A 13,850-nucleotide genomic window follows, 5' to 3' on the forward strand; every position below is an offset into this window, starting at 1 on the left:
CTCCACTCTTCACATCCACACAAAAATTTCACGTCTCAATAAATGACGCGATACTTTAGCGATAATGATTGGCATCATATCTTTAAAATTTCTCAAGAATTAGCTGCAAATTATTCGCAGCTAATTGCGAAACTATCAGGAAACATTATCATAAACTTCCTATGCAAGCAAGTATTTAATGAAACTTACCAACTGCAAGTGCTGAGTTACCCTTGTGTCATGAAAGTCTTGTAAAACAACCATTTAGTAAGGTTTTATCAGGATTTTTGGCAACAGCGGTTGAAAAAATTAAAATTTGTCATGCCTCTGTAGACGTATATTTGATGTATATTTACGTTGGTATTGTGATGAAAGGATGATAAGTCTTCTTGATTAAGACCAATAGTTGCTTGCTATCTGAGTTAAGTTGTTTTATGCTACAAATTAATTGAAAATTAATAGCAATAACTTAGTGGACTTGTTCAAGACTCAAAATTAATGTGATACCGATGGAACGGCGTAAACGCGTGCGATCGCTTGCAACAAGGATACTATTGCTAATTATTTCTAAGAATTCGTTCTGTGCGTCAGGGCTGTGAAAGTGCAATGACTCAATATGTCAATGATTTAGAAGAAATGGTCGGTAAGTGTTCGACGGTGGTAGAACTGCTGCGTTTCAGGTCTATGGAAAAAGCAAATGCTGAAGCCTTTACCTTTCTGTACGATGGTGAAACCCAAGCAGCGACTTTAACTTATCAAGAGTTAGACAGACAAAGTAGAGCGATCGCATCTCAACTGCAAACATTAGGTTTAAGCGGTGAGCGTGCATTACTTCTCTATCCACCTGGCATAGATTACTTACCCGCCTTCTTTGGGTGTTTGTATGCAGGGGTAGTAGCAGTCCCAGCTTACCCACCACGCAACCAACGCAACACCCCCAGAATCTTGGCAATTTTACAAGATGCACAAACAGCCGTAATCCTGACAACAACAGCAATTCTGAGTCAGTTGCAGTCTTTGCTGGCCGATAAATTTGATATAGATAATATCCACTGGCTCACTACCGACAACCTCACACCAGGTATAGAAAAAGCTTGGCAAGAGCCTTTGATCAATATAGATACTTTGGCATTTTTGCAGTATACTTCCGGTTCTACTGGTAAACCCAAAGGTGTCATGCTTACTCATGGCAACTTGCTACACAATGCTGAGGTGACACGCCAGTATATGGAACATACTTCTAGTAGTAAGTTCGTCACTTGGCTACCTGTTTATCATGATATGGGGCTGATTGGCGGCGTACTGCAACCTTTGTATGGCGGTTTTCCCTGTATTATGATGCCACCAGCTGCCTTTCTTCAGCGTCCTTACCGTTGGTTAAAGGCGATTTCTGATTACAAAGGAACTACTAGCGGTGCGCCTAACTTCGCTTATGAACTTTGTATTGAAAAAATTACCCCCGAACAACGCTCAAACCTAGATTTAAGCAGTTGGAGTGTGGCTTTTAACGGTGCTGAACCAATTCGTCACGAGACTCTAGAGAAGTTTGTCGCCACCTTTGCTGAATGTGGTTTTCGTCCAGAAGCTTTTTATCCTTGCTATGGTATGGCAGAGGCCACTTTGATGGTATCTGGTAGCGTCAAATCTGCGTTAGTAAAAAGCAAGTATATAGATAAAAACGCTTTAGAAAGCAACCATATAATTGAGACTGTTACAAACAAGAATAATTCAATAGCATTAGTTAGCTGTGGTCGCAGCGTACCACAACAACAAGTTATCATTGCTAACCCAGAAACTTTAACTCGCTGTCAGGATCAAGAAGTTGGGGAAATATGGGTATCTGGCCCTAGCATTGGCAAAGGCTATTGGAATCGTCATACAGAAACAGAAGAGACTTTTCACGCCTTTTTGCAAGATACAAAAGAAGGCCCTTTTCTCCGCACAGGTGATTTAGGCTTTTTGGACAATGGCGAACTTTTTATAACAGGTAGAGCCAAAGATTTAATTATTATTCGGGGTCGCAACCTTTACCCGCAAGATATTGAACTCACCGCAGAACGCTCTCATCCATCTTTGCGTGCTGGTGGTAATGCAGCTTTCTGTGTAGAAGTTGATCATCAAGAACAATTAGTAGTGGTGCAAGAATTAGAATTTCGCGCCAAACCAAATTTAGAAGAGGTGACAGCTGCAATTCGTCAAGCAATAACTCAAGAACATGAGGTGCAGGTTTATGGAGTGGTTCTGATTAAACCAGGTACTATTCCCAAAACTTCTAGTGGAAAGATTCAACGCCGTGCTACGAAAGCAGAGTTTCTGGCTAGTGAATTACAGGTAATAAATAGCAGTATTAGTGAAAGTACTAATTTTACAGAAACAGAAAATAATCTCCAGCTGAATCGCGCAACTATTTTGTCGTTATCTCCGACCGAATCTCAACTATTATTGGAAGCATATTTACTAGAGCAAGTAGCGCGAGTGCTGAAAATCACACCCTCGCAAGTTGATAATAAACAGCCTTTAAGTAGTTTAGGACTTGATTCTTTAAGAGTATTTGAGTTAAAAAACTGCATTGAAAACTATCTAGAAGTTGCGGTATCTGTAGCAGACTTTTTTGAAGGTTTGAGTATTCAAGAATTGGCAGTAAAAATCCTAGCAGAAATTACTGCGGGTAATGTGCCATTACTAACTTTGGCTAAAGTTGAGAACAGCAGTGATTATCATCCTTTATCTTTTTCACAGCAGGGACTTTGGTTTATTCATCAGTTAGCACCTAATACTTCGGCTTACAATATTCCTATTGTGATTAATTTAACAGGACAGATAAATATTGCAGCACTGACACAAAGCTTCAATGAAATTATCCAACGTCATCTGGTCTTACGAACTCAGTTTGTATTAGTTGATGGACAACCTGTTCAAGTAATTCATCCGACTGTTGACTTTGGCTTACCAATAGAAGATTTGCGGGAGTTGTCAGAAGATAATGCGAAAGTTGCAGTAGAACGTCTCACAAAAGATTTAGCTCAACATAAATTTGATTTGTCCTCTCAACCGCTATTGCGTAGTTTATTACTACACTTGACAGACAATGAATATAAACTATTAATTACCTTCCATCACATAGTTGCAGATGGTTGGTCTATTGGGGTGTTCATTCGAGAATTGGCAGCACTATATGAAGCCTTCGCTAAGGAAAAACCCTCTCCACTTACTGAATTACCAATTCAATATGTAGATTTTGCCTATTGGCAACGAAAGAATTTACATCCAGAACGCATTCAAACGCTACTTGCATACTGGAAACAGAAATTAAGTGGTAAGCTGCCTGTATTGGATTTACCTTGCGATTATCCGCGATCGCCTGTACAAACCTTCAATGGTGCTAAAGTTCAACTAGCCTTACCCAAAAATCTTACAGACTCATTAAAGCAACTGAGTCATCAAGAAGGCGCTACTTTATTTATGACTTTGTTAGCAGCCTTCAAAACTCTGCTGTACCGCTACACAGGACAAACGGATATCTTAGTAGGTTCGCCAGTTGCTAGTCGTAACTCTGTTGAAGTTGAATCATTGATAGGATTATTTGTTAATGTTTTAGTCTTGCGGACTGATTTATCTGAGCAACCTAGTTTTAAAAAGTTACTTGCACGAGTCAAATCCACAGCTTTAGAAGCATACATTCACCAAGACTTACCTTTCGATAAATTAGTAGAAGAATTACAACCTGAACGCGATCTCAGCCACAACCCGCTATTTCAGGTGATGTTTGTTCTCCAAAATGTGCCAATTCCAAATCCACAGCTATCAGATATTTCCCTAACTTTTAGCGAAGGTGATAACGGCTCGGCTAAGTTTGATTTAACTCTGTTTATAGAAGACAGAGAACAGGGATTAGTCGCAACATTAGAGTACAATACTGAACTATTTAATACCGATACCATTCATCGGATGCTCGGACATTTCCAAACACTACTACAAGCTATAGTTAACGAGCCTAATACTAATATTGTAGAATTGCCGTTGTTAACAGAATTTGAAAGACATCAGTTACTAGTTGAATGGAATAATACTCAGAGGAACTATCCCCAAAACCATTGCATCCACCAATTATTTGAGCAGCAAGTAGAACGCACGCCAGATGCTACTGCGCTCATCTTTGGAAATCAAAAACTTACCTACCGAGAGTTAAACGAACGCGCTAACAAAGTTGCTCACTATCTCAAAACTCTGGGTGTGAAACCAGATGTATTGGTTGGTATTTGCATGGAACGCTCTTTAGAAATGGTAATTGGGATATTAGCAATTATCAAAGCAGGTGGTGCTTATGTACCTTTAGATCCTACCTATCCGAAAGAGCGTTTAGCATTTATGTTGGCAGATGCTCAAGCATCGGTACTATTAGTGCAACCATATCTAGTCCTAGAACTACCACCACACCAAGCACAAGTAGTATGTATTAACTCTGAGTGTCAAGAATTTGCTGCTTATAAATCTGAAAACCTAACTAGTGGAGTTACAGCAGAAAACCTAGCTTATGTGATTTACACCTCCGGTTCCACAGGCAAGCCCAAAGGTGCAATGAACACTCACAAAGGCTTATGCAACCGCTTACTGTGGATGCAAGATACATATCAACTCACCGCAGACGACAAAGTTTTACAGAAAACACCCTTCAGTTTTGATGTCTCGGTTTGGGAATTCTTTTGGCCTTTGTTAACAGGTGCAAGTTTAGTGATAGCCAAACCAGGTGGACATCAAGATAGTAGATATCTAGTTCAACTAATTGCTCAAGAAAAAATTACTACACTTCACTTTGTTCCCTCAATGTTGCAAGTGTTTCTAGAAGAAACAGAACTAGAGAAATGTGGTAGTATTAAGCAGGTAATTTGTAGCGGCGAAGCCCTATCTTTTGACTTACAACAACGCTTCTTTGAAAGATTAAATGCCCAATTACATAACCTTTATGGCCCGACAGAAGCGGCTATAGATGTAACTTATTGGGCTTGTCAAAGCAATAGTCATGAGAAAATAGTTCCGATTGGTCATCCAATTGCCAATACACAGATATATATTTTAGATAAACATTTACAACCTGTTCCTATTGGGGTAAGTGGTGAGTTACATATCGGTGGCGTAGGATTAGCGCGTGGTTATTGGAATAAACTTGAATTAACTCAAGAAAAGTTTATTTCTAGTCCATTTGCATTAGGAAAGTTATTATACAAAACAGGTGATTTAGCACGATATCGTTCTGATGGGAATATTGAATATTTAGGCAGAATTGACTATCAAGTTAAAATTCGTGGTTTCCGCATTGAACTAGGAGAAATTGAAGCTGTATTAGGACAGCACCCAAAAATTAGAGAAACGGTAGTAGTAGCTAGAGAAGATATCCCCAAAAATCAGCGCTTGGTAGCTTATGTAGTTCTTCATTCAGGAACAACATTCTCTGCACAGGAATTACGGGATTATCTCAAAGATAAATTACCTGATTATATGGTGCCTTCTGTTGTTGTGGAATTAAATAAAATACCACTTTCACCTAATGGTAAAATAGACCGTCGAGCTTTACCTTTACCAGAAGTTCAACGCCTGGATTTAAAAGAGGCGTATGAAGCACCAAACTCTGAAATAGAAAGAGCGATCGCTAAAATTTGGATAGAAATATTACACTTAGAAACAGTAGGCATTAATGATAACTTTTTTGACCTGGGTGGCAATTCATTATTAATGGTTCAGGTAAATCATAAATTACGAGAAATCCTGCACTGCGACATTTCAGTTGTAGAGATGTTCCAACACCCAACTATTAAATCTTTGTCTAAGTATATAAATTTCAATTCAAAAGAAACATCAACTTTTGAATCTTTAAACAACCGTATTCAAAAGCAAAGACAAGCTGTAAACAGACAGAAAATCTTGATGGAACGTGGTAAAAATCGAAATAAATAATTAAATATTTTGCTTAATCCACAAAATACCAAGCAGTGAAATTAGGAGCTTCAGACTATAATGGTTGAAACTGATACATTATTAATTAGCAGTGCAAAAATTATTCACAACAATACTTCTCAATCAATTTTGCAATTACCTGTGCAAGAAACTTTAGACTGCTTTAAATTATATGGTGTTTTACTATTTCGAGATTTTGGTGTTAACTATGAACAGATGAAGACATTTGCCGAAAAATTCAGTTCGAGATTTGTCTTAGATAAAGATAGACCAATAGTTGATCCATGCAATAAATATGTCACTTTAGTAGACCCAGGAATGCACTACGTTAGCCCTCATTGTGAGAATGCTAACTCTCCCTTTCGCCCTGATGTCATCTGGTTTTGCTGTGGTGTGCCTGCTGCTCAAGGTGGAGAAACTTTATATTGGGATGGTGTGCGAGTATGGCAAGAATTAGATGAAGAAATAAGGCAGTTATTCATTGCTAAAAAAATCAAATTCTTTCAGAAATTTCCGGCTGCTGACTGGAAGCGTTTTTTAGGAGTAGGTGCTACTTTAGCTGATGTCAACCGCACCCTCAACGGTATTCCTGGATTAAGCTACAAAATTAATGAAGACCAGTCTATTTCTATAGAATATGTTTGTTCGGCTGTAGTTAAAACAAAATATGGGCATCAAGACGCATTTGCTAATAGCTTAATTGCCGAGTACAAAAATCCTAGAGGAGTTGTAACTTTTGCAGATGGTTCACCAATTCCATCAACAGTTATCAACCAAATTCAGCAAGTGATGAATAATTTAACTGAGGTTATACCCTGGCAGTCAGGCGATTTGGTGATGATTGATAATTCTAGATTTCTACATGGTCGTCGGTCATTTGCCGATAGAAAACGCAGAATTTACTCTCTCCTCAGTTACATGAAATAATCAAAAACTCTCTCTGCGTGAAAAAAATTATTTTTATCTAACCCAAGTACGAGAAAATGGGTAATACAGAATTTGACATATCAATAGAAGGCATAGCAATTATTGGCATATCAGGACGTTTCCCTGGAGCCAATAATATTGAAGAATTTTGGCAAAATTTACAAGCTGGAATCGAATCAATTTCTCAGCTTACAGATGAAGATTTATTAGCAGCAGGTGTTACTTCTAGCTGTTTAGATGATAGTAACTATGTCAAAGCAAGCGGTGTTTTAGAAGATATTGATTTATTTGATGCTGCATTTTTTGACTTTAATCCTAAAGAAGCAGAAATTACAGATCCACAACATCGGTTATTTTTAGAGTGTGCTTGGGAAGCATTAGAAAGTGCTGGTTATGACTCTAATAGATGTGAGAGTCGGATAGGAGTTTATGCTGGTGCTAGTTTAAATAATTATTTATCTTTTGATTTAAATAGTGACCAAGTTGGTTCGGCAAAGTCTTATCAAAAATTAATTGGGAATGATAAAGATTTCCTGTCTACCCGTGTCTCTTACAAATTAAATTTAACTGGGCCAAGTCTAACTGTTCAAACAGCTTGTTCTACTTCATTAGTAGCAATCACTCTGGCTTGCCAAAGTTTAATGAATTATCAATGTGATATGGCTTTGGCGGGAGGAGTTTCGATTCGAGTTCCGCACAAAACAGGTTATTTATATCAACCAGGCGGAACTTTATCTCCTGATGGCCATTGTCGGGCTTTTGATGCTCAAGCCCAAGGTACAACTGTGGGTAATGGTGTGGGAGTTGTTTTGCTTAAGCGGTTGGAAGATGCGATCGCCGATAATGATCACATCTATGCAGTCATTAAAGGTTGGGCAATTAACAACGATGGTTCAGTGAAAGTCGGTTATACAGCGCCTAGCATTGATGGACAAGCCGAAGCGATCGCCGAAGCCATCATGTTAGCAGGTGTTGAACCAGAAACCATCAGCTATATTGAAACGCATGGTACTGGTACAACTTTGGGCGATCCCATTGAAATTGCAGCTTTAACCAAAGTTTTTCGCGCCAGTACAGACAAAAAAGGTTTCTGTGCAATCGGTTCTGTGAAAACAAATATCGGTCATCTCGATGCAGCAGCCGGAGTCACCGGATTAATCAAGACAGCTTTAGCCCTCAAACATCAACAAATACCACCCAGCCTGAATTTTACACAGCCCAACCCCCAGATTGATTTTGCCAATAGTCCTTTTTACGTCAACACACAACTGACCGAATGGAAATCAGAACTATCTCCGCGTCGTGCGGGTGTTAGTTCCTTGGGGATGGGGGGAACGAATGCTCATGTTGTTCTAGAAGAACCCCCGATTGTAGAGATGCGAAATTTCGCGTCTCTACACTCTCGCCCTTGGCAACTGTTAGTCATTTCTGCCAAGACTGAATCTGCATTAGAAACTGCTACTGACAATCTGGTACAACATCTGATGCAGCATCCTGATCTCCATCTGGCGGATGTTGCTTACACTCTGCAAGTCGGGCGCAAAGAGTTTAATTATCGTCGCATATTGGTGTGCGACGATATTCAAGATGCGATTAATGCCTTGCAAAACAGAGCTTCTCAAAGAGTACTTACACACTACCAAGAACCATGCGATCGCCCGATTACTTTCATGTTTCCTGGGCAGGGTAGTCAGTATGTCAACATGGGCAAAGAACTCTATCAAACAGAGTCAGTTTTTCGTGAATCTGTAGACTGTTGCTGTTCGATACTTCAACCATTATTAGATTTAGATTTACGTACAGTCATCTATCCCCAAGAATCTGATATTGAAACTGCACAAGAAAAACTCACGCAAACATCCCTTGCCCAGCCAGCATTATTTGTCATCGAGTATGGTTTAGCCCAGTTGTGGATATCGTGGGGCATTTCTCCTAGTGCGACGATTGGTCATAGCATTGGAGAATATGTGGCAGCTTGTCTTGCTGGTGTTATGTCATTAGAAGACGCATTAACTCTTGTGGTGATGCGTGGGCGATTAATGCAGCAATTGCCCAGTGGGAGTATGCTATCGATTCCCCTCTCAGAAGCAGAGGTTAAACCCTTATTAAACGACAACTTATCTCTAGCTGCTAGTAATGCACCGTCTTCTTGTGTCGTATCAGGAACCCATACAGCGATAGATGCACTGTCTGAGAAACTCTTAGCCCAAGGAATACAAAGCCGTCGTCTGCATACTTCTCATGCGTTCCATTCTCAGATGATGGAACCGATTTTGCAGGAGTTTATTGCGGAAGTTAAGAAAGTTACATTAAATTCACCGCAAATCCCCTTTATTTCCAATCTCACCGGCACTTGGATATCGGCACAAGAAGCAACAAATCCGCATTACTGGGCAAATCATTTACGCCAAACAGTGCGGTTTGCAGATGGTATGTCTGTGTTACTGCAAGAGCCAAACCGAATTCTTCTAGAAGTAGGGGCGGGGCGGACTTTGTGTACATTTGTCAAACAACAAACTGGAGTCAACCAACAGCCGATACTGTCTTCGTTACGACATCCCAAAGAAGAACAAGCTGATGTTGTGTTCTTGCTAAATACCCTTGGTCGCCTCTGGTTTTTCGGAGTTTCTGTAGATTGGTCGAGCTTTTATGCCTCTGAACGCCGTTATCGTATTCCTCTACCGACATATCCTTTTGAACGTCAACGTTATTGGATAGAACCTGAGAAAAAATCTAGTGTATCTCTTGCTGGTAACCAGAAAAAGCCTGACATAGCAGATTGGTTTTATCTACCAATTTGGAAACAAGCGATTCCCCTTCGGGGACGCTTCGCGAACGCACCCCAAGCTGTAAAATCTGAAAAACAGGTTTTGGTATTTGCTGATACTTGTCAAGTCGGTTCACAAATAGTCAAACGACTAGAAGGTGAGGGTAACAATGTTATTACTATCTGGCAAGGAGAACAGTTTAGCAAACTCAGTGAAAGAGAATATATTATCAATCCCAACCAGCCTGATGATTATGATTCTTTAATTGAAGAATTGCAATTTTTCGGGCAAATTCCAGATGCGATTCTACACCTATGGAGTATCACACCTACTGAACAAACAACATCGGGAATTGAGCTTCTTGACAGTTGCCAAAACACAGGTTTTTATAGCTTGTTATTTTTAGCACAGTCTTTGAGTAAGCAAAATATTACTCAACTTATAGATATCTTGGTTGTCACCAATGATATATACGATGTGACAGGTCTGGAAAAATTATGTCCAGAGAAAGCAACGGTTTTAGGAATGTGTAAAACTATTCCACAAGAGTATGTAAATATTTCTTGTCGTAGCGTTGATATTGTGCTTCCTAAAGATGGGACTGTTGCAGAAAGTCAATTATTAGACCAACTTTTAGCAGAGTTAAATGCTCAAGAATTTGAGAGTGCGATCGCTTATCGTGGTCATCATCGCTGGGTACAATCTTATGAGCCACTACGGCTAAATAACAACCAATCACCCAAGCTGCGGCAAGAAGGAGTATATCTCATTACTGGTGGTTTAGGTGGTATTGGTCTAGAAATTGCTGAGTATTTAGCGCAGACAGTAAAAGCAAAATTAGTACTGGTTAATTCTTCAGTTTTTCCTAATAAAGATGAATGGGAGCAATGGCTGAAAACTCACGAAGAAGAAGATAAATTCAGTAGTAAAATCCGAAAATTACAGAAACTAGAAAATCTGGGTGCAGAGATTCTAACTCTGAGTGCTGATGTAGCTAATTCAGACCAAATGCAAGCAGCTATTACTCAGGCTGTAGACCGTTTTAGTCAGATAAATGGTGTGATTCATGCTGCTGGAATTAAACTGTTTAGAACAGTTCAAGAAATTACTAAAAGCGAATGCGAACAACAACTGAGAGCCAATGGTCATGGACTGTATATTTTAGAAGCAGCATTGCAAGGAATAGAGCTTGATTTCTGTGTATTAATATCTTCGTTATCATCTGTTTTAGGTGCATTAGGAATGGCAGCTTATCCAGCCGCCCATCACTTCACCGATGCCTTTGTTTATAAACATAACCAGACAAACTCTACACCTTGGATGAGTGTGAATTGGGATAACTGGTTAACTAGTCAATTAGTTACAGAATTGGCAAATAAACCAGAAATCTCAACTGAGTTTTTCATGAGTAATCATGAAGGTGTTGAGGTATTTTACCGAGTCTTGTCTTTAACTAAAGTCAATCAGGTAGTTGTCTCAACAACTGATTTACAAGCTAGGATTGAACAGTGGATTAAGCCTTCAAAAATCATTAATCAACCTAATTCACTAACATTACACTCCAGACCATTTTTGCAGAATATTTATGTTGCTCCCAGAAATGAAATTGAGCAAAATATTGCTAATATATGGCAAGAAATTCTAGGAATTGAACCGATAGGTATTGAAGATAATTTTTTAGAATTAGGTGGTGATTCACTTCTCAGTATTCAGATTACTGCTAGAGCCAACAAAGACGGACTGAGGTTTACTAATCAGCATTTATTTGAATACCCAACTATTGCACAATTAGCAGAAATAGCAAGCAGAACTCAAACTGTTTTGAGCGAACAGGGATTAGTTGAAGGAGAATTACCTTTAACTCCAATTCAGCACTGGTTTTTTGAACAGAATTTAGTTGACGCACACCATTGGAATCAAACAGTCGTGCTAGAGGTGCAACAATCTCTGAACACGCTACTGTTCCAACAGGCGGTTCAACATTTACTGATTCATCATGATGCTTTGCGTCTGCGTTTTACAGAAGAAGCATCTGGTTGGCAGCAGGTAAATGCTAGTCCTGATGAAGTTGTACCATTTGAAGAAATAGATTTATCAAAACTATCACCACAGCAGCAAGAACAGAAATTTGAAATATTAAGTACAGAAATTCAAGCAAGTTTAAATCTTACTTCTGGCCCAATTGTGCGGGTTGTCTTGTTTAATTTTGGAACACATCAACCAAGCCGCATACTGTTAGCAATTCACCATTTAGCCATTGATGTTGGTTCTTGGGGAATTTTGTTGGAAGATTTAGAAACTGCATACCAACAAATAAATCAAGGAAAAACAATTAAGCTACAACCGAAGACAACTTCATTCAAACAGTGGGCTTTGCGATTAACTGAGTACGCCCAGTCGATTGAATTACAAAGAGAACAAGTTTATTGGTTAGCTGCTGAACGTGACTGGGTATTACCTTTACCTGTTGATTATGTGGATGGTGCTAACACTGTAGAGTCTGCTGAAACTATTTCTGTAACCTTGAGTGTGTCGGAAACGCAAGCATTACAGGAAGAAATTGCTACAACTTATCGAGTTCAAACAGATGATGTATTAATTGCTGCTTTAGCGCAAGCATTTAGTAAATGGACGGGAGAGCGATCGCTTCTGGTAGATTTAGAAGGCAATGGTAGAGATGTAATCTTCGATGATATTGATTTATCCCGGACAGTAGGCTGGTTTACTAATATTGCCCCCATGCTATTGGACATTGGAGAAGCTGAACAAACTGGGGAAATTTTAAAGCAAGTGAAAGAGCAAATCCGTAGTTTCCCGAATCAAGGTTTGGGGTATGGTGTTTTGCGGTACTTAAGTGGTGATGAAATTATTACCGAAAAATTGCGATCGCTACAACAAGCAGAAGTACTTTTCCTTTACCTTGGTAACTATGAGCAAACTGTACCTGAATCTTCTTTATTCAAGTTATCGCCAAAATCTAGTGGTTTATCCCGTAGTTCACGTGCGCAACGCAGCCATCTCATAGAAATTAATGCCTTAATAGTGCAAAACCAACTCAAAATCGATTGGATTTACAGCCAAAATGTCCATCGAAGGCAGACAATCGAGAATTTAGCTCAAGATTTTAAAACAGCTTTACTTTCTCTACTCACTAGTAGTCAGTCTTCTACACTACCAAACTACACACCTTCAGACTTTGCTGAATTTGAATCTAGCCAATGGAGTCAAGACGATATTGACAATATTTTGGCAGCTATTAATCAAGTGACAAGTTAAATAATTATGAACGTAAAAACCATAGTATGTTAGTAGCAAAAAATCCAACTCCTTTTCTCCAAAAATTGCACCATCAATTTATGTCATTCCTCTACCGGAATGATTTAAAAAAGTTACTACCTCTTTATGGCAGTAAATGGAACACTCATTTATTTGGTCAGCATTACCAAGAGCATTTTGCACCACTGAAAAATAAAAAATTGAATATTTTAGAAATTGGTGTAGGAGGTTACGAAGACCCTTATTCTGGTGGCGATTCCTTGAGAATGTGGAAGCAATATTTTCCTAAAAGTATGATTTATGGGATGGATATTGTAGACAAATGCGCTTTGGAAGAAGACCGCATTAAAATTTTCCAAGGTAGCCAAGATGATGAAGCATTCCTCAAAAAAATTGTAGCTGAAGTTGGAAAATTTGACATTATTATTGATGATGGTAGTCATCGAAATGACCATGTAATTAAAACATTTAAAATTTTGTTTCCAGAATTGAATAATGGCGGTATATATGTAGTCGAAGATACCCATACATCTTATATACCAAGTTACGAAAATTGGTCAAAGTTTTGCAGCGATGATGTTGCTCATCATTGGGCTGAATATGGTGGGAGTCTGGATTTATATGACCAAAAAACTATGATAAATTTTTTTAAAAGGCTAGTTGATTGCTTGAGCCACCAAGAATTTATTCATCCAGGATACACTCCTAATTATTTTGACAAGCATATTGTCGGGATACATTTTTACCGCAATCAAATTTTTATTTACAAAGGAGATAACACTGCACCAGGTAATGTAGTAGAAAATAACACTTTAAGACCTGAATTATTACAAGAAATAGGTATAAAATCATTAGCGGAGTTGGAATTAGAATTTCCCGCCATTGATGATCCAACAAAGCTATAAAAATAAATTCGGCAACTCTCTGACACGCATCAATAAAAGGTAA

General features: G+C 38.8%; 4 protein-coding genes. All 4 read left to right on the forward strand.

Features of this window, described 5'->3' with window-relative positions; translation table 11 throughout:
• Positions 1 to 585: 585 nt before the first annotated feature.
• From ACMX3D_RS25990 to ACMX3D_RS26005, 4 genes are read left to right on the forward strand one after another with little or no spacing between them, the layout of a single operon-like run.
• A complete protein-coding gene (locus ACMX3D_RS25990; RefSeq protein WP_482748668.1) occupies positions 586 to 5,931 on the forward strand; it encodes an amino acid adenylation domain-containing protein in 5,346 nt (1,781 codons plus the stop codon).
• 60 nt (positions 5,932 to 5,991) lie between these two features.
• A complete protein-coding gene (locus ACMX3D_RS25995; protein WP_482748669.1) occupies positions 5,992 to 6,858 on the forward strand; it encodes a TauD/TfdA family dioxygenase in 867 nt (288 codons plus the stop codon).
• A 56-nt stretch (positions 6,859 to 6,914) separates the two neighbouring features.
• Positions 6,915 to 12,902 (forward strand): SDR family NAD(P)-dependent oxidoreductase, encoded by a 5,988-nt coding sequence (locus ACMX3D_RS26000; protein ID WP_482748670.1) that lies wholly within the window; start codon positions 6,915 to 6,917, stop codon positions 12,900 to 12,902.
• 26 nt (positions 12,903 to 12,928) lie between these two features.
• Positions 12,929 to 13,807, forward strand: coding sequence for a hypothetical protein (locus ACMX3D_RS26005; RefSeq protein WP_482748671.1), 879 nt, complete (start codon positions 12,929 to 12,931; stop codon positions 13,805 to 13,807).
• Positions 13,808 to 13,850 lie beyond the last annotated feature (43 nt).

This window comes from Anabaena sp. TISTR 8404, assembly GCF_056847745.1.